This window comes from Arenibacter nanhaiticus (assembly GCF_900141935.1).
GTDB classification, from domain to species: domain Bacteria; phylum Bacteroidota; class Bacteroidia; order Flavobacteriales; family Flavobacteriaceae; genus Arenibacter; species Arenibacter nanhaiticus.
The window spans coordinates 21,020-39,371 of record NZ_FQYX01000013.1; the positions used below are offsets into that span (position 1 = coordinate 21,020).

Annotated in this window: 19 protein-coding genes and 1 pseudogene; 11 read left to right on the plus strand and 9 right to left on the minus strand. The window is 37.3% G+C overall.

From position 1 onward, the window contains the following. From BUA16_RS19075 to BUA16_RS18635, 5 genes and pseudogenes are all read left to right on the plus strand, one after another. Positions 1-558, plus strand: a pseudogene (locus BUA16_RS19075) (collagen-like protein); the annotation flags it as partial. Between the two features lie 41 nt (positions 559-599). Beyond that, positions 600-1,814 carry a T9SS type B sorting domain-containing protein gene (locus tag BUA16_RS09470; RefSeq protein WP_245795545.1) on the plus strand — a complete coding sequence of 405 codons (1,215 nt, stop codon included), beginning with the start codon at positions 600-602 and terminating at the stop codon, positions 1,812-1,814. 111 nt (positions 1,815-1,925) lie between these two features. Then, positions 1,926-2,660 (plus strand): M15 family metallopeptidase, encoded by a 735-nt coding sequence (locus tag BUA16_RS09475; protein ID WP_072764511.1) that lies wholly within the window; start codon positions 1,926-1,928, stop codon positions 2,658-2,660. A gap of 33 nt (positions 2,661-2,693) precedes the next feature. Continuing rightward, positions 2,694-3,467, plus strand: coding sequence for a M48 family metalloprotease (locus BUA16_RS09480; RefSeq protein WP_072764512.1), 774 nt, complete (start codon positions 2,694-2,696; stop codon positions 3,465-3,467). A 120-nt stretch (positions 3,468-3,587) separates the two neighbouring features. Beyond that, a complete protein-coding gene (locus BUA16_RS18635; RefSeq protein ID WP_178338866.1) occupies positions 3,588-3,755 on the plus strand; it encodes a DUF6747 family protein in 168 nt (55 codons plus the stop codon). A 96-nt stretch (positions 3,756-3,851) separates the two neighbouring features. Here BUA16_RS18635 and BUA16_RS09485 read toward each other — a convergent pair whose 3' ends face one another. Continuing rightward, on the minus strand, positions 3,852-4,247 hold the full coding sequence (locus BUA16_RS09485; protein ID WP_072764513.1) for an ankyrin repeat domain-containing protein: 396 nt from the start codon (positions 4,245-4,247) through the stop codon (positions 3,852-3,854). Between the two features lie 225 nt (positions 4,248-4,472). Here BUA16_RS09485 and gpmI point away from each other — a divergent pair, with 225 nt between their 5' ends. The 3 genes from gpmI to BUA16_RS09500 all read left to right on the plus strand — a co-directional run bounded on the left by gpmI (position 4,473) and on the right by BUA16_RS09500 (position 7,792). Beyond that, on the plus strand, positions 4,473-5,990 hold the full coding sequence (gpmI, locus tag BUA16_RS09490; protein ID WP_072764514.1) for a 2,3-bisphosphoglycerate-independent phosphoglycerate mutase: 1,518 nt from the start codon (positions 4,473-4,475) through the stop codon (positions 5,988-5,990). A gap of 79 nt (positions 5,991-6,069) precedes the next feature. Beyond that, positions 6,070-6,888, plus strand: a complete 819-nt coding sequence (gene map / locus BUA16_RS09495; RefSeq protein ID WP_072764515.1) for a type I methionyl aminopeptidase — start codon at positions 6,070-6,072, stop codon at positions 6,886-6,888. 127 nt (positions 6,889-7,015) lie between these two features. Then, the gene (locus tag BUA16_RS09500; RefSeq protein ID WP_072764516.1) at positions 7,016-7,792 is read left to right on the plus strand and encodes a class I SAM-dependent methyltransferase; all 777 of its coding nucleotides are present in this window, start codon (positions 7,016-7,018) and stop codon (positions 7,790-7,792) included. On the opposite strand, the gene BUA16_RS09505 is transcribed toward BUA16_RS09500, so the two are convergent. The 8 genes from BUA16_RS09505 to BUA16_RS09540 form a co-directional block, all read right to left on the minus strand. Beyond that, on the minus strand, positions 7,784-8,815 hold the full coding sequence (locus tag BUA16_RS09505) for an FAD:protein FMN transferase (RefSeq protein ID WP_072764517.1): 1,032 nt from the start codon (positions 8,813-8,815) through the stop codon (positions 7,784-7,786). The two genes, BUA16_RS09500 and BUA16_RS09505, sit on opposite strands and share 9 nt — an antisense overlap. Then, complete coding sequence (locus tag BUA16_RS09510) at positions 8,790-9,152, minus strand: Na(+)-translocating NADH-quinone reductase subunit F (RefSeq protein WP_072764518.1); 363 nt, start codon at positions 9,150-9,152, stop codon at positions 8,790-8,792. Before BUA16_RS09510 ends, BUA16_RS09505 begins: the two co-directional genes overlap by 26 nt. A 107-nt stretch (positions 9,153-9,259) precedes the next feature. Then, complete coding sequence (nqrF, locus tag BUA16_RS09515) at positions 9,260-10,567, minus strand: NADH:ubiquinone reductase (Na(+)-transporting) subunit F (protein ID WP_072764519.1); 1,308 nt, start codon at positions 10,565-10,567, stop codon at positions 9,260-9,262. Positions 10,568-10,569: 2 nt separating this feature from the next. Continuing rightward, positions 10,570-11,307 (minus strand): NADH:ubiquinone reductase (Na(+)-transporting) subunit E, encoded by a 738-nt coding sequence (gene nqrE / locus BUA16_RS09520; protein WP_072764520.1) that lies wholly within the window; start codon positions 11,305-11,307, stop codon positions 10,570-10,572. 25 nt (positions 11,308-11,332) lie between these two features. Further along, a complete protein-coding gene (locus BUA16_RS09525) occupies positions 11,333-11,980 on the minus strand; it encodes an NADH:ubiquinone reductase (Na(+)-transporting) subunit D (protein ID WP_072764521.1) in 648 nt (215 codons plus the stop codon). Between the two features lie 3 nt (positions 11,981-11,983). Further along, positions 11,984-12,736, minus strand: a complete 753-nt coding sequence (locus BUA16_RS09530; protein ID WP_072764522.1) for a Na(+)-translocating NADH-quinone reductase subunit C — start codon at positions 12,734-12,736, stop codon at positions 11,984-11,986. Positions 12,737-12,738: 2 nt separating this feature from the next. Beyond that, positions 12,739-14,007, minus strand: coding sequence for an NADH:ubiquinone reductase (Na(+)-transporting) subunit B (locus tag BUA16_RS09535; protein WP_072764523.1), 1,269 nt, complete (start codon positions 14,005-14,007; stop codon positions 12,739-12,741). Between the two features lie 3 nt (positions 14,008-14,010). Further along, the gene (locus tag BUA16_RS09540) at positions 14,011-15,363 is read right to left on the minus strand and encodes a Na(+)-translocating NADH-quinone reductase subunit A (RefSeq protein ID WP_072764524.1); all 1,353 of its coding nucleotides are present in this window, start codon (positions 15,361-15,363) and stop codon (positions 14,011-14,013) included. Positions 15,364-15,512: 149 nt separating this feature from the next. On the opposite strand from BUA16_RS09540, the gene BUA16_RS09545 reads away from it, so the two are divergent. The 3 genes from BUA16_RS09545 to apaG are packed head-to-tail and all read left to right on the plus strand — an operon-like array spanning position 15,513 to position 18,318. Continuing rightward, positions 15,513-16,757, plus strand: a complete 1,245-nt coding sequence (locus BUA16_RS09545) for a type IX secretion system plug protein (RefSeq protein ID WP_072764525.1) — start codon at positions 15,513-15,515, stop codon at positions 16,755-16,757. Positions 16,758-16,807: 50 nt separating this feature from the next. After that, entirely contained in the window at positions 16,808-17,920 is a 1,113-nt protein-coding gene (locus BUA16_RS09550; protein ID WP_072764526.1) for a DUF3667 domain-containing protein, read from the plus strand. A gap of 11 nt (positions 17,921-17,931) precedes the next feature. Further along, positions 17,932-18,318, plus strand: coding sequence for a Co2+/Mg2+ efflux protein ApaG (apaG, locus tag BUA16_RS09555; RefSeq protein WP_072764527.1), 387 nt, complete (start codon positions 17,932-17,934; stop codon positions 18,316-18,318). The last annotated feature ends 34 nt before the right edge of the window (positions 18,319-18,352 follow it).

Genomic DNA, 18,352 nt, shown 5'->3' on the forward strand with positions numbered 1-18,352 from the left:
GGAATCCAAGGCGAAACTGGAGCTACTGGAGCCACTGGTGCTACTGGGGCGGCAGGCACGGATGGTATGGACGGTGCAACCGGGGCCAAAGGTGATACGGGAGCGACAGGTCCACAAGGTGTAAAAGGTGATAAAGGAGAAACCGGAGCTACTGGCGAACAAGGAATCCAAGGAGAGACCGGAGCCACTGGGGCGACCGGTGTACAAGGAATCCAAGGTGAAACCGGGGCTACTGGCCCAACGGGTGCCCAAGGGGCCACAGGTCCACAAGGTCCTTCTGGTGAAAGTGAATCTGGAGGTGGATTTGTTCGAAAGATCAGAAAAGTCAATAGTGATACGACCTTAAAACTAGATGACTTTACCTTAATCATTGAAGGAAACAACCAAACTATTTATTTTCCTTCAACCGCTGAAATTGGCCAGATTTACGTTGTTAAAGTTATGGGGACTAATACCAATACAAATATTAACGACAACGGGAATAAGACGTTAAAATTAACAAATAACAGTGTGAACTGGTTTCAATTTGATGGCGCTAACTGGCATCTAATAAATTAAGATAAGAAGCAATTCAGAATTACTCCTTCTTTATAAAACCTTTGATTACAAAACAACAAAGCAAGTCCAATAGTATCATGAATACCATAAAATACATAGTTAATATTCTTCTTTTTGCCAGTGCATTTTATGCAAATTGTCAAGAGGCAGTCCATAACTATGGTAGCATCCAAATACATGAAACGGCTATGGTGGGCTTTCATATGGATATTATTAACGATGGGACTTTTGATGAGAACAAAGGATTGGTAGGGTTTTATAATGAAGATAATGCATTGACCATCTCTGGGGCTTTTGCCCCGATCTTTGACGATTTGGAAGTGGCCATTACGGATGGACTATATCTAGAGACGTCTATGGGAGTGAACAACAATCTTAATTTTGTCGATGGCAATATTTTTACCCCTAAGAATAGAAGCGATATAGTTGTTCGGTTTTTTGACCAAGCCTTTTATGTTGGCGATGGTATAAAAACTAAAATTGAGGGCTACGCTACCGCAATCAATAAGGACACTTTTACCTTCCCGGTTGGGGATGATGATCGTATTAGGCCTATGACTGTTATCTCTGACACCATCATTCCCCTGTCCAAATGTGCTTATTTCTTTGAAGACCCCAACGGTCTTGAAACAACCCAAAGGAATAATGAATCCAAGAAGTTAGATTTTAACGTAAAGAAAGTAAGCTCCAAGGAATATTGGCGTTTAGAGGGCGATAATCCCGTACAAGCAACCCTGAGTTGGGATACCAAAAGTAATATTGGTAGCCTCGGAGAATATCTTAGTGATCTTATTGTAGTGGGGTGGCGTAAAAAAGACCAGAAATGGCAGAACCTTGGAAATGCAATAGTGGAAGGAGAAATAGGCATGGGCAGCATTACTTCGAATACTTTTTTACCCAACGACTACGAACTGATTACCATTGGTGGAATATTAGATCTTAATGAAGTATTGACAACAATTGATTTGGGCAATTATTTTTTAACACCAAATGGCGATGGAAAAAATGATTTTTTGGTGCTAGACGGTATCACGGAATCTCCCAATAATCTATTGCAAATATTTAATAGATTTGGCGTTTTGGTATATTCTAAAGCTAATTATAATAATGAGTTCAATGGCTTATCAAACCAAAAAACACTTATAAATGGTGATAGAGGACTGTCTTCGGGAGTATATTTCTATATCCTCACCTTACATGATTTAAAAATAAAACATCAGGGTTATATGTATATTTCGCAGAAGGCAACCCCTTAATTCCATGTCTGTAACATGTAGGCTCCCCTACTCTATAAAATAATTTCCATGAAACATATGTTATCTATTTATTCATCTGATTTCCTTATATTTAAATAATTTACTAGTCCTATGCATAGAAGATCTTTTATAAAAAAAAGTAGCTATACTGGTTTAGCCATGTCTATTTTACCAGGGCTTAGCCTTAGTAAAGAGTCCCAATATTCGGTCTTGGAATTGATGGGAAAAACTAGTATTGACCTTTTTGGAACAGAAATTAACCTTAGAAAGGAAGCCCATGATGCTTTTTTAGACATGAAGAAAGCCGCTTATAGCGATGGGGTAGATTTAAAAATAGTGTCGAGTTACCGAAATTTTCACCGTCAGGATGCCATATGGGAAGGCAAATACTTACAATTTACGGAGCAAGAAGGGATGTCTCCGCCCGCAGCTATTGAAAATATTATTCAATATTCTACCATACCAGGAACAAGCCGCCATCATTGGGGTACCGATGCGGATATTATTGACGGTTACCCAAGAACTACAGGTGATGTTCTTGAGGTTGAAAAATTCGAGGAAGGCGGACCTTTTGCGTATTTTAAAAAATGGATGGATGAAAACGCTACCAAATTTGGCTTCTATTTGGTCTACACCGAAAACCCAAAAAGGAAGGGTTTTAAATACGAGCCCTGGCATTACAGCTATGCTCCCCTATCCGTTCCGATGTTGACAAGCTTCAGGAGAAAAAATATTTTTAAATTGTTGTTGGAAGAAGACATCATAGGAAAGGAAAATTTTAGCTCTGGCTTTTTAAAAGACTATATACAGAACAACATACTATCTATAAATCCGGAATTATTATAATTATTTAGAGTATTGACCTGATAATTAAGCATCATGAAAAGAGGCAGTTGGAAAATTAGAATATTTATTGGCGCAGCCATTATAGCCTTTGCTTTTATTCAACGTTGTAACAATAAAGAAAAAAACCCATATACCGGAAGGGTCCAAAACATTAGTATGGATACGGAGCAAGAAATTGCCATTGGTTTACAAACAGCTCCTGAAATCGCCCAACAATATGGCGGTCTTTATCCCGATGAGCGTATGCAAGCTTTTGTAGATCAAATAGGAAATAAACTTGTTAACAATAGTTTGGCAAGAGAGACACCTTATCAGTACGACTTTCATTTACTTGCCGATGACAACACCATAAATGCCTTTGCCTTACCGGGCGGACCGGTTTTTATCACCTATGCCCTATTTTCTAAATTGAACGAAGCACAACTTGCCGGTGTGTTGGGACACGAAATTGGACATGTCATAGGCAGGCATTCTGCCGAAAGAATAGCCGATAGCAATTTTTGGAAAACCGTTACCCTAGGAGCTTCTGTAGGTGCGGATGCTGGGGATATTGTAGGAAGCATAGGTAGAACCACTCTTTTGACCAACGGTAGAGAAGATGAGTTGGAAAGCGATGAATTGGGCGTTCTTTTTATGATAAACGCTGGATACGACCCCCATGAAATGATAAAAGTAATGGAAATATTAAAATCGGCAGCAGGGGAAAATAACATTCCTGAATTTCAAAGTACACACCCCGATCCGGATAACAGAATTGAAAAAATTAAGGCTGCCATAAAAAAACACCAAGAAGCATTACAACGATAAATCACTAAAAGATAATAAGTTATTCATTATCTTTTAGTACCTTGCGTCCATACCCAAACTTATTGCTACCTCATACCAAACTCTTATAGCTTTGATTAATAATCATTAAAAAAGGACTATATGGGAACACTATTACATTTTAAAAGTATTTATCTGGAAGCGTTTGAGAATTGTAAGCCAGAGATTGCTGTAGTACTCTTAAAAATTTACTCTATTTTTTGTATGGCCATGATATTTATGGCCCTTTATGCCTTTGTTTACAGAGCATTTACTGGATTTGAATTTTAGATTTACAATTTTAGCAGAACACTAGAAGAGTTTAACAGCATTTAAAATAACCTATTGGGATTTCCCAATAGGTTTTTGGGTCCTTGAAAAATGTGATTACTTCTTCAATTGATTTTCAATAATTCTCAATGTTTCAAAAGCATTAGCTTCTTGTGCATATTTTTGGGCCGAATAACCACTATTACATCTTAGTGTAATATCGGCACCATTTTTAATAAGAAGTTCTAAAATTGCTCCTCTATTATAGCGGGCAGCAAAAATCACTGGCGTTTTTCCCAAAGATTTTTGATTTACATCAACGCCGTTCTCTAAATAGCGTTTGACCGATTCGATATCTCCTTTTACAATAGCTTTGCAAAAAGGTGATATTTCCTCGATTTTAATGGTAGTTTCTGAGTCATTTCCCATTCCATTGCCCGATAGATTTTTGGCACTAAGTCCATAAACCACAAGCAATAATACTCCAGTTGTGATGATGATTGTCTTTCTCATGATGAATAATTTTTAAAAGTTTTTTGATGATAATTAATAGACCTGTCCAGGGGCCATTTGTTTCAGCATAACATATTAAATAACATAATTTTAACAGTTGGATCGTTTTCGAAGGTTCCATTTACAACATCGCCCCTATCGTATGTGAAATTTTCAAAAAAGCTCCGTTATATGCTAGTTAAAGAGCTTAAATCGTACTATTTTTGAAGTAGAAAAACATAGAACATGAACAAGAAAGTGATTTTAATGATTTTGGATGGCTGGGGAAAATCTCCAGACCCTAAAGTCTCTGCAATAGAAAATGCCAATACTCCATTTATAGATTCTCTATATACTACTTATGCGAATGCCAATCTTTTAACCGATGGTATGAATGTAGGCTTGCCGGAAGGCCAAATGGGAAATAGCGAAGTAGGCCATATGAATTTAGGTGCTGGCCGCATTGTTTATCAAGATCTGGCAAAAATAAACCTTGCCATTGAACAGGACACCTTAAAAGACGAACAGGTTCTTAAAGATGCTTTTTTACATGCTAAAAAAAATAATAAAACTGTACATTTTCTTGGGTTACTAAGTGACGGAGGCGTACATAGCCATACCTCGCACCTTAAAGGTCTTATTAGTGCCAGCGAAAGCTACGGGATTAAAAACACCTTTATCCATGCCTTTACCGATGGTCGTGATGTAGACCCTAAAAGCGGTGTAGGTTATTTAGATGACATCAATAATTATTGTGCCGATAAAAATGCGAAATTGGCTACTGTAATAGGACGTTATTATGCAATGGACAGGGATAAAAGGTGGGAACGAGTAAAACTTGCCTATGACCTTTTGGTGAATAGTGTTGGAACAAAAACCCAAAACATTTCTGAAGCTATCAAGAGTAGTTATGAAGAAGGTGTTACCGACGAGTTTATAAAGCCAATAGTACTTACAAACGAAGAGGGTGCGCCTTTGGCCAATATAAAAGAGGACGATGTTGTAATCTTTTTCAACTTTAGGACAGATAGAGGTAGAGAACTTACACAGGTCCTTAGTCAGCAAGACATGCATGAGCAAAACATGCATAAATTAAACTTGTACTATGTTACAATGACCAATTATGACGAATCTTATACAGGGGTTAAGGTAGTGTATGACAAAGACAATATCCAGGACACCTTAGGCGAAACTTTGGCCAATGCCCATAAAAAGCAAATTCGTATCGCAGAAACTGAAAAGTATCCGCACGTTACCTTTTTCTTCAATGGGGGTAGAGAAATTCCGTTTGAAGGGGAACAACGAATTCTATGTCCTTCTCCCAAGGTAGCCACCTATGATCTGAAGCCCGAAATGAGCGCTTATGAAATTAGGGATGCTATTATTCCTGAATTGAATAAAGGGGAAGCCGATTTTGTTTGCTTAAATTTTGCCAATCCAGATATGGTTGGACATACTGGAGATATGCAAGCTGCTATTAAAGCCTGTGAAGTTGTAGATAGATGTGCAGAATCTGTAATAAATGCAGGTTTAGAAAATGGATATACGACATTGGTCATTGCAGACCACGGGAACTGCGAAACCATGGTTAACCCAGATGGCACTCCTAATACGGCCCATACGATCAACCCGGTTCCGTTAATTTTAGTAGACAAGGACCTAAAAAATATAAAAGATGGTGTTTTAGGTGATTTAGCACCTACTATTCTAAAATTAATTGGTGTACCACAACCTAAATTAATGACTAGGGAGTCATTGGTATAAAGGTTAAACTTTTAATAAATTATAACTCAACACCTTAGGAACTCTGTGTTTTTAAAGTATTGTTTTACATTTGTATTCTATGGTAAAAATTAAAACTTTAGAGGAGATAGAATTAATGCGTGAAAGCGCATTAATAGTGAGTAAAACCTTAGGCATGCTTGCTAGTGAAGTAAAACCTGGTGTAACCACCTTGCATTTGGATAAGCTTGCAGAGGAATATATAAGAGATCATGGCGGTGTACCTGCATTTTTAGGCCTCTACGATTTCCCAAATTCTTTATGCATGAGTCCTAATGCCCAAGTAGTTCATGGTATTCCCAATAATACCCCATTACAAGAAGGTGATATTATTTCAATTGATTGTGGTGTTTTAAAGAACGAATTCTACGGCGATCACGCCTATACGTTCGAGGTTGGTGAAGTAGCTCCGGAGGTTAAAAAATTACTTCAGGTAACCAAGGAATCCCTTTATATTGGCATACGCAAATTTAAGGCAGGAAACCGCGTCGGCGATGTGGGTTATGCCATTCAAAAATATACCGAAGACCACGGTTACGGTGTAGTCCGCGAATTGGTAGGACATGGATTGGGCAGAAAAATGCACGAAGATCCGGAAATGCCAAATTATGGGAAACGAGGAAAAGGCAAGAAATTTGTAGAAGGTATGGTGGTTGCCATTGAACCTATGATAAATCTAGGAACTCAAAGGATAAATCAGTTACAAGACGGATGGACTATATTAACGGCCGATAATAAAGCTAGTGCCCACTTTGAGCACGATGTAGCGATTGTTAACGGAAAGCCCGAAATTTTATCTACCTTCGCGTATATTTATGAAGCCTTAGGTATTAAAAGTAATGAAGAAGACGAATTTCGTCAAAAGGCATTAGTATTGTAATCCTTCTTTTAAGTCTTCAGGATACTTATTAATTCCCTATACCAAGTACTAGCAGTACCTATTTTTTAACAACGAACCAAGTTTTATATCTTTAGAACTTGGTTTGTTGTAATATGACTAACCATTTATGAAACGTATTTTCAAGTTTTTTCTTAATACCATTCCACGCCCATTATTAATAAAACTGAGTTATCTCGTTAGACCCCTTCTCTCTGTTTTCTTACGAGGAAAGAGGTATACAGATCCAATTGATGGAAAACAGTTTTCCAAGTTCCTCCCGTATGGATATGAGAACCCTAGGGATAATGTTTTGTCCCCTTCTACCCTATCATTGGAACGCCATAGACTATTATGGTTGTTTTTACAAAATGAAACCAAATTTTTCACGGCAAGGTCTAGAGTATTACATTTTGCCCCTGAACAAGCCTTTTATGATAGGTTTAAACTACTAGATAATATAGATTATACCACTACGGATTTAGATTCTCCGTTGGCCGATGTCACCGCCGATATATGCAATTTACCCTTTCAGGACAATTCCTTTGATGTCATATTCTGCAATCATGTTTTAGAACATATTCCAGATGATACAAAGGCTATGCAAGAATTGTACAGGATATTAAAACCAGGAGGTTGGGGTATTTTTCAAGTTCCTCAAGATTTAGAAAGACAAACTACCTATGAGGACGATAGTATAACCGACAAAAAAGAAAGAGCTAAAATATTTGGACAATATGACCATGTGAGGATTTACGGGAAAGACTACTTTGACAAACTCAGAAGCATAGGCTTCAAAGTACATGAAATAGATTACACCCTTAAAAACCTCACCGCAGAAGAAATTGACCGTTATCGACTAGCAAAAGGAGAAATTATTCCCTTTGTTTCGAAGCAATTACTCTAGGATCATCTTTTTAAAGCCTTCGGTCATATATTCTTGGGTATTCCCGTTTTCACCGATATAGATAATATATCCTTCCAGATTTTTATGACCTTCCAAAATAGCTTTTGACTGCTCAAGATCCATTGCCATAAAGCCTGTTGCAAAAGCATCGGCGGTAGCACAATTCTCGGCGACTACCGTAGTGGCCAAAATATTTGAATTTTTAGTAAAACCGGATTTTGGATCGATGGTGTGTACATATTTCTCCCCTGTATTTTTATCGACCCTATATTTTCTGTAATTACCAGAAGAAGCCATGGCCCTATCCTTAAGGTTAACTAACCTCTTAGACGTTCTATTTTCTCCCATTTGAGGATCGTCTACAGCCACTACCCACTGTTTTTTCTTTATGGTATTTTCACCTTTAGCAACCAGTTCTCCCCCTACTTCCAAAAGGTAATTTGTTATTCCTTTGCCATCTAACATTACCGCTAACCTATCTATAGAATAGCCCTTAGCGATAGCATTGAAATCGAAATAAATATTTGGATTCTTCTTTTTGATTTTGTTTTCTGCAGTGAGTAAGACCTTGTTAAATCCGACAAAATCCAATAAACTATCTACTTTAATACTGTCTAGTTCTATCTGTTCACCTGGTCCAAAACCCCAAGCATTTACAAGAGAGCCTACTGTGGGATCAAAATAACCATCGGTTTTTTCGTAAATTGCTTTAGAAAGGTTAAATACCTCTTGAAACATATGATCTACCACTAGGGTTGAATCTCCTTTATTAATCTTGGAGATATCAGAGGTTGGTATATAAGTAGACATAGAATGATTAACCACCTCAAAGATAGAATCTATTTGTTGTTCCAGTTTTAACTCCTTATCGGAAATAATGATAAGATTATAGGAGGTTCCTAAGGCCTCCCCGGAATGAACATTTTTAACTAATTGATTCTTTTCGCCACAGCCTTGCACCATAACAACCAATAATGCTCCTACTCCTAAAAGCCTCTTAGGATATTTTAATAAGTCCCTCATAATCTTCAATATAATCTTGGTTTAAATAAACAGGCAAATCTTTATCTGTAGCGTTGTACAATCCCACTCCGGCATAAAAGGCATCAGCTTGATGTTTTTCGGCATGCTCCTTCATTTTTTTCATCAATACGGGGTCGTAATCCGTAGGATCATGAGGATAGGCCACAGCCCTCACTACTATAAAGTATAATTGCTTGTCTTTTAAGCAAACATATTGTGGATTTTTCTTGGGCTGACTATTTATCCCCATAAACTCAAAGCCATTGGCTTCTAAATGCTTGCCAACAATATTCATGGCCAAATTATGCAATTCCTGCGCTGTCAAAGGTGTACTCATACTACAAAATTAAGACAAAAAAAACCGATGTAAAATACATCGGTCCTTAATATTATTATAAGACCTGTACAGTTTTTATACCATGCAGGTCTCTTAAAATTTAATGGTTATCCTCCAAAATCATCAAATCTGATATGCTCATCTGGAATACCGAAATCTTCACCCATTTTCTGAACTGCTTTGTTCATCAATGGAGGTCCACAGAAGTACAATTCAATATCTTCCGGAGATTCGTGGTGGTTAAGGTAGTTTTCAATTACACAATTGTGAATAAATCCAACAAATCCATCCCCTGGGGCATCTATATTTTCTTTCACCTTCCAATTATCTTCTGGCAATGGTTCTGAAAGTGCCAAATAGAATTTAAAGTTAGGGAATTCTTTCTCTAATCTATAGAAATGATCTAGGTAGAATAATTCTCTCTTAGATCTACCTCCGTACCAATAAGTAACCTTACGGTTTGTCTTTAAGGTATTAAACAAGTGATATAAATGAGATCTCATTGGCGCCATACCTGCTCCACCTCCTACATAAAGCATTTCTGACTCTGATTCATTGATAAAGAATTCTCCATAAGGTCCTGAAATAGTTACAGGATCTCCTTTTTTCAAGTTAAAGATATACGAAGAAGCGATACCTGGATTTACATCCATCCAACCGTTTTTAGCCCTATCCCATGGCGGAGTAGCGATACGAACGTTCAACATAATTTCTCTTCCTTCAGCTGGGTAAGAAGCCATAGAGTAAGCTCTTTCTACAGTCTCCGGATTCTTCATCACCAAAGGCCATAAGTTAAACTTATCCCATTCTGCTTGAAACTTATCTGGTGTCTCGTGCTCTTCTGGATGCGCAGTGATATCCATATCAGAGAATTTCACCTCACATGGTGGAATTTCAATTTGGATATACCCACCAGCTTTATAGCCCATATCCTCAGGGATTTCGACTACAAATTCCTTAATAAAGGAAGCAACGTTATAGTTACGTACAACGGTACCTTGCCATTTTTTAATACCAAAAACCTCTTCAGGTATAGTAATATCCATGTCTTGTTTCACCTTTACCTGACAGGCCAAACGGGCACCTTGAGTTAATTCTTTTTTAGAAAAGTGTGGTGTTTCGGTTGGTAAAGCCTCACCACCTCCAGAAAGAACGTGACATTCACACTGAATACAGGTACCCCCACCTCCACATGCTGAAGGAAGGAATATTTTTTGATTTCCTAAGGTAGATAACAAAGACCCCCCTGAACCAACTTCTATTTTCTTTTCGCCATTTATCGTAATGGTTACCGGTCCTGATGGTGACAACTTTTCTTTTGTAAAAAGTAAAAGAGCGACCAACAATAACAGTAGCACCATAAAAGCAACTACCGTAATAATTATTGTACCAAGTGTACTTGTAGCTAATATCATTTTTACTCGTTTATTATAGCATTGTTGTATGAAACTGAATTCCCATCAGTTTCTTTAATCGTTTTAACTTCTTCGGTTTTCTGAACGGTATTCTTTTCAACCTCTGCTGGAGCTTCGTCACCACCAGTAAGCATACCTCCGAAACTCATAAAACCAATAGCCATAAGTCCGGTTATAATGAAGGTAATACCAAGACCTCTTAATGGAGCTGGCACATTAGAATAGCGTATTTTTTCGCGAATAGCAGCAATTGCCAAAATAGCAAGGAACCAACCAATTCCTGAAGACAAGCCGTAATTAAAAGCTAATCCCAAAGATTGAATATCTCTAGACTGCATAAACAAAGATCCCCCAAGAATAGCACAGTTTACCGCAATTAAGGGTAAAAATATTCCCAAGGAATTGTAAAGTGCAGGAGAAAACTTTTCTACCACTATTTCCACCAATTGTACCATCGTTGCAATGGTAGCAATAAACAAAATAAAGGATAAAAAGCTTAGGTCATAATCGGCATATTCTGGCCCCAACCAAGCCAAAGCCCCATTTCTTAAAAGATACTGATCCAACAACCAGTTAAGGGGTACCGTAACCGCAAGTACAAATATTACTGCGGCTCCCAAACCTACTGCAGTAGTCACTTTTTTAGAAACGGCAAGGTAAGAACACATTCCTAAGAACGTGGCAAATACCATATTATCTATGAATATGGATTTAAAAAATAATTCTACATGTTCTAACATAACATTCTTTTCTTAATAATGACTACTAGTTTTCTTCTATTAATGCTTTGTTACGCGAGCGTTGTACCCATATAATGATACCAACTACTATTAAGGCCATGGGCGACAACAACATAAATCCGTTGTTTTCGTACCCAATAGCATATAGACCAGTTTTTTCGATAGGATCTCCTAACACCTTAATACCTAATAAGGTACCCGATCCCAATAGCTCTCTAAAGAATCCGATAATCACAAGGATCAAACCGTATCCCGCAGAGTTACCAATGCCATCTAGGAAAGATTTCCATGGTCCATTCGCCAAAGCGAAGGCCTCAAAACGTCCCATGATAATACAGTTAGTAATGATTAACCCAATGAAAACAGAAAGAGTTTTGCTCAACTCATAAGCAAAGGCTTTTAACACTTGGTCTACAATAATCACCAAGGTAGCTACCACCACCAATTGAACAATAATTCTGATCTTCGAAGGAATTATATTTCTCATCAAGGAAATAACAACATTTCCCAACCCCAGTACAAACACAACGGACAATGCCATTACGATTGAGGCTTTAAGTTCTGCTGTAATTGCCAATGCGGAACAAATACCCAATACCTGGATGGTAATAGGGTTATTATCTGCTAATGGATCTAGTATAAGTCTAGAATCTTTTTTTGAAAGTAGTGCCATTGTTTAATTTTTAACTCTTATGGTTTCCAAATAAGGTTTATAAAGGTTTACGCTTTCTTTGATCATTGCAGATAAGCCGTCACCTGTAATGGTTGCACCTGCCAATGCATCAACTTCATTATCGTCTTTGTCTTCATTGGTAGGGTCGTTGTTTCCTTTTGCCACGGCAATACCAGCGTAACGATCATTATCAAGGATAGACTCTCCAATAAAATCATCCATAAAATAACGTTGCTTAATATTTGCACCGAGTCCTGGAGTTTCACCTTTATGATCAAAATACACTCCTTGAACTACCATGGTTTCATCCAAGGCTACAAAGCCCCAAATAGCATCCCATAATCCTTTGCCTCGCATAGGGATAATGTAATTCTTCTTACCGTCTTTTTCCCCGACAAAAACAGGCAACCTTCTTGTCTTTCCGTTTTTAGCCCTAGTTTCTTCTGCTTTTAAATCTATCAAATAAGCATTAGGATCCGAAGTAATATTCTCTCCTTCAATCACTAATTGTTCTTTGATATATTTAGAAAACTCACCAGCTACTTTATCTGTTGAAACAAAATTAACGCTTCCTTCGTCTTCATTTTCATTTACACCCATGGCGTAAAGAATATTTTGTTGCTTTTCCAATCTTTCGTTTTCCCCAATTCTTTCTTTCAAGGATGATGCGAAAAATGCTAAAAGCGACCCAACGACGATCACCATAATAGCGGCGAACATAATTGTGTAACTATTTTTTTCTGTATTAACTGCCATGATTATACTGTTTCTGCTTTTAATTCTTTTGCTTTTCCATGAGCTCCTCCTGCCAAATCTTTACTAGCTTGAAGACGCTTCATTCTTTTATTAACGTTTGCTCTAACCACGTAGTGATCAATAGTAGGAGCAAATACGTTCATTAACAAAATAGCCAAGAACACTCCTTCTGGATAAGCTGGGTTAAACACTCTGATCATTACTGAAATAAATCCGATAAAGAATCCATATATCCATTTCCCTTTATCCGTTTGAGAACCAGTAACTGGATCAGTAGCCATATAAACGATACCAAAAGCCAAACCACCTACAAGTAAGTGCTTCCAGAACTCAAAGCTCATCAATCCATAAAACTTAGAAGTTTCTGCGATCCAACCTAGTTCTGTTGCACCATTAAAAATAAGTCCCATAACCAAAGCTCCGGCCACGGCACTCACCATAATTCTCCAGCTTGCGATCTTAGTAAAGATTAAGAACAACCCTCCTAACAAAATAAGGAGCGTAGAAGTTTCCCCTACAGAACCTGGGATAAATCCGAAAAACATATCTGAGATAGAATAACTCATTTCAGATCCTCTTCCTTGTGCTAAAAACCCCAGGATAGTTTCTCCAGAGATTGCATCAGGCCCTCCTGCTTTTTCAACTGCTTGGTGTACCCAAACCTTATCACCACTCATCCAGGTAGGATAAGCAAAGAACAAGAATGCTCTAATAGTCAATGCTGGGTTTAGAATATTCATTCCAGTACCACCAAAAACTTCTTTTCCAATAACTACTCCGAAGACAACAGCTACAGCCAACATCCATAATGGTGTATCGATAGGAACGATCAACGGCACTAACATACCGGTAACCAAATACCCTTCTTCCACTTCGTGACCTTTAATTACCGCGAATATAAACTCTACGACAAGACCAACAACATAGGACACAATTACTAAAGGCAATACTGTCCATGCTCCCATTAAAAAATTCTCCCAGGTAATAAAATTACCAAAAAGAGATGCTTGACGGATAACGCCATTCGCAGCATCTACCGCAGCGTAATGCTGATATCCTGCATTAAAAATACCGAAGATAAGCACTGGCACCAACGCCATGATTACCGTATTCATCGTACGCTTCAAATCATCCACGGCACGTACATGTCCGCCTGAGTGCGTAGTTTCATTTGGAGTATATAAAAAAGTATGCAACGCATTAAAGGCCGGAGCCATCTTTTTACCCTTATATCTCTCCTTAAGGTTATGTAAATTACTTTTTAAGCTCATCTTTTATCCTATTTCTTTATATAATAAATCCAAACCTTCCCTGATGATTTGTTGGTGGGGCTGCTTAGAGATGCAAATAAACTCCGTTAGAGAAAAATCTTCAGGAGCTACTTCATAAAGTCCCAATTGCTCCATTTCATCAAGATCTTTAACCATGCACGCTTTTAGTAATTGTAATGGGTAAATATCTAATGGAAAAACCTTTTCGTACATTCCAGTAACCACAAATGCTCTGTGCTCTCCGTTTGTATTGGTATTTAAATCGTATTTTTTATTTGGGGTCAACCAAGAAAAAGTAAGTGATCTTGTTGTTGATATCTTATCAAAAACTGGTTTATTCCATCCAAACAGCTCATAATCGTCTCCTTCTGGAATAGCGGTAACGGTACTGTTATAATACCCTAAATACCCATTAGGTGTAGTTTGACTACCTGTTAACACATCGCCATTAATAAGCCTGAAATTCTCTGTATTCACACCGCTAGCATAAAGAAAGGTTGCGATTTCAGCTCCTATTTTAGTAACATAATACTTAGGTTCCTTTACACTAGAACCTGCCAATGCCACTATTCTTTCGGCATTAAACTTACCGCTCAGCAACAACTCACCAATAATCACCAAGTCTTGTGGAGTAACCGTCCAAACAACTTCTCCTTTATTAATAGGATCTATTTTATTTATCTGGGTACCTACCAAACCAGCTGGATGCGGCCCTGAAACTCTATGCAGTTCAATACCGCTCATAGCTTCAAGAACAGACTGACTTCCTTTACCCACAGAAACATGTACTTTGCCAGAAGTCAATTTCGCCAAGGCACCGATAGCAGCCTGCAGCTCTTTTTCTTTTCCTTGAAGAATATAATCTAGATCTGCCGACAATGGACTCGTCGCATAACCGGAGATAAAAATTGCTTTAGGCGTAACGTCCGGATTCGCAATAATATCGTACGGCCTTTGTTTTATAAAAGACCAACATCCAGATTTTAAAAGCAGTGCTTTAATTTCTTCCGTGGAAGCGTTCTGCGGCACAATCGTCTCGTGCTCAACAAATTCCTGGCTCTTATCGGCCAAAATCTTTAAAGTTAAAATCCTCCTTCTTGCACCTCTTACTACCTCAACCAGTTCGCCGCTCACAGGAGAAACAAAAAGCATATCCTCTTTATCTTTATTAAAGAAAAGTGGTTGTCCAGCCTTTACCTCAGCCCCTTGCTTAACTAACATTTTAGGTGTAATACCGTGAAAATCCTGAAGATTAATCGCATAAACATTACTTAAAACAGCTTTGGAAGTTATCTTTTCCGCTTCACCAATAAGATTAATGTTCAAGCCTTTTTTAATTCGAATGTCTTTTGACATATTTAGTAGACCTTAGGTTATCAAAATTTCGAGCAAATTTAGTACTTAAAAGAAAGTTTTCATAATTATTACCCATAAATTTAGAGATTAAGGCTTGCTAAAATATTTGACCCGCCATTTTTCTTACCTTTACGTAAAATTATCATAAAATGCGATCCTATTTTTATACGATAATATTTCTATTAGGCACCTACCTATCTCCTGCTCAGGTACAAGAAGAAATAAATCCCCCTTCGAATATTAAATCTATAATTTTCAAAGGTCAAACTGACGACCAATTTCCCATCGTGTTATTAGGAGACCCTATATATTTAGAATTTGACGACCTTTTCGCTAACGAAGAAGACTATTATTTCAAAATTATCCACTGTAATTACGATTGGACCCCCTCGGCCCTGCTCAAATCCGAATACTTAAATGGCATGGACAACCAACGAATCACAGATTACAACAACAGTTACTCTACCTTACAGCCATACTCTAACTACAAGCTTTCCATTCCAAATGAGCACTTAAGTTTAAAGGTGAGCGGTAATTACCTAATCGCTATTTACAACAACTATGATGAGCTTCAATTTTCCAGACGATTTATTGTCTACCAAGACCTGGTATCTGTCCAATCCGAGGTAAAGCGCTCCAGAGATTTTAATTACCTCAATGAAAAACAAAATGTACAATTTTCCATCAACGCCAGTGACATCTCCTTGGTCAACCCAAAAAAAGAGGTAAAAGTCGCCATCTTACAAAACTACCAATGGTCCACAGCTAAGTACAACCTTACACCTCAATTTATTTTAGGAAACACCTTAAGCTATAAGTACGACAAGGAAACCAGTTTTTTTGGAGGCAATGAATATCTGAATTTTGACACCAAAGACCTAAGGGCCCCCAGTGCTGCCATTTCTAAAGTAGCATTGAACGATCTTTACGAGCACTACCTTTTCCCTAACGAATACAGACATAAGCACCCTTACACCTATTTTCCTGATATCAACGGCGATTTTGTAATTAGAACCCTCCAAGGAGAAAACAACTCTACAGAAGCAGAGTACTCTTTTATTCACTTCTATTTGCCATACTCTAAAGAATTAGGCCTTAACAACGTATATGTTTATGGTAAATACAACAATTACGCTCTTAATGAAGAAAACAAAATGACGTACAATGAGGACAGCGGGTATATGGAGGCTACCATAAAAATGAAACAAGGTTTCTACAATTACAAATATGTTGTTGAAAACGAGGACGGTGACATAGAACTAAATACAGTATCTGGCAATTTTCATTTTACGGAAAACAATTATTTAATACTAGTCTACTATAGAAAATTTGGCGATATCTATGACAGTATTATCGGAATAGGCTCTGCAAACTCAACCTCTTTAACCAACTAAAACAAAAAATGTAACTGTTTCCTATTTACAATCTATAAAATCGGATTCCTATGAAACATATTACGACTCCGAAAGGGCGATACAAATTAAAGCACCGAGGTACAAAGTGCTTAAACTGTGACCATTCATTGGACATCAGTGATAGATTTTGCCCTAATTGTTCACAAGAAAACAGCACTAAAAAACTCAGCCTAAAGGTTTATATAGTCGAGTTTTTCTCCACCTTTATTGCTTATGATTCCAAACTAATAAGAACCTTATCCCACCTCTTGTTTCATCCCGGCAAGATGACTAAAGACTACATTCTGGGAAAAAGAGCTAGCTTTACGAATCCATTTCGGTTTTTACTAAGTTTATCTATAATATACTTTTTACTTCTAAATGCAACTGGAGATTACACGCAACTTGACAATATCAACACTCCCGATGATAGCAATTTTTTATTTTCCGGAATATCGGAATTGAATATCGATAACAACGACAGTGACACCAAAGGAATCAACCCCTCAGACTCCCTAAGCACAACACGAAATTTAGATAGTTATAAAAAAAGTAAGGATTCGGTCATACTTCGTAATCCGGAGGCATATTTTGAAACTATAAAAGATAAAACCACCCTCAACCGAATCACTAAAAAGATCGACTTTTACAATACGCTTATTAGAAATGAAAAAGTGTATTCGTTTAAGGCACTTTATCAGAAATACAATATCCCCAACACTAAGGAAAACCTCTTTTGCTATAAAACCACAAAAGGCTTATTGAAGGCTTTTAATCAACCTGGAAGCTTTATTGCGGCGCTTATATCGAGACTTCCGTTCTTAATTTTCTTTTTACTTCCAATATTCACCTTGTTCATTTTCCTGACATATGTCAGGAAAAAATATAATTATACCGATAATCTAATTTTTTGTTTCCACAATCAATCAATGTTATTTATATTGCTCATTACAAGACTTTTAATAGATACCACATTCAGCATAAGCAGTAATATAGTTTTCCTTTTAATATTTGGAATATACCTATACAAAGCTATGCTTAACTTTTATGGCCAAAGCAGAATTATGACTTTTGTTAAATATATGTTTTTAAACGTAGTGTTTCTTATTTTAGCAGTACTTTCAGTGGTTTTGCTTTCGTTAGGAAGCATTTTAACATATTAGAATTTATCGTTATGACAACACAGATAACCAAAGGGATTAAAATATCGGTAATCACTAGTTTTGAAGGCACATTTTTCAAAAACTACAAAATGCATTTTGCTTTTGGATATACGATTACCATCGAAAACCAAAGTAAAGATTCTGTGCAGCTCACTTCTAGACATTGGCAGATTTACGATTCTCTAAACGATTTAGAAATTTTAAACGGGGAGGGAGTGATAGGCAAAAAGCCTGTTTTAAGACCTGGACAATCTCACACCTATAGTTCTGGCTGCTTATTAACCTCTACCATTGGAGCTATGAAAGGCCACTATAACATGGTAAACTTAAACAATTCTGAAAAATTTAGAGTACAAATCCCCAACTTCAAATTCAGTGCACCATTTGTTCTAAATTAGCCATAAATTACTTATAATCTTCGTTTTAATATCG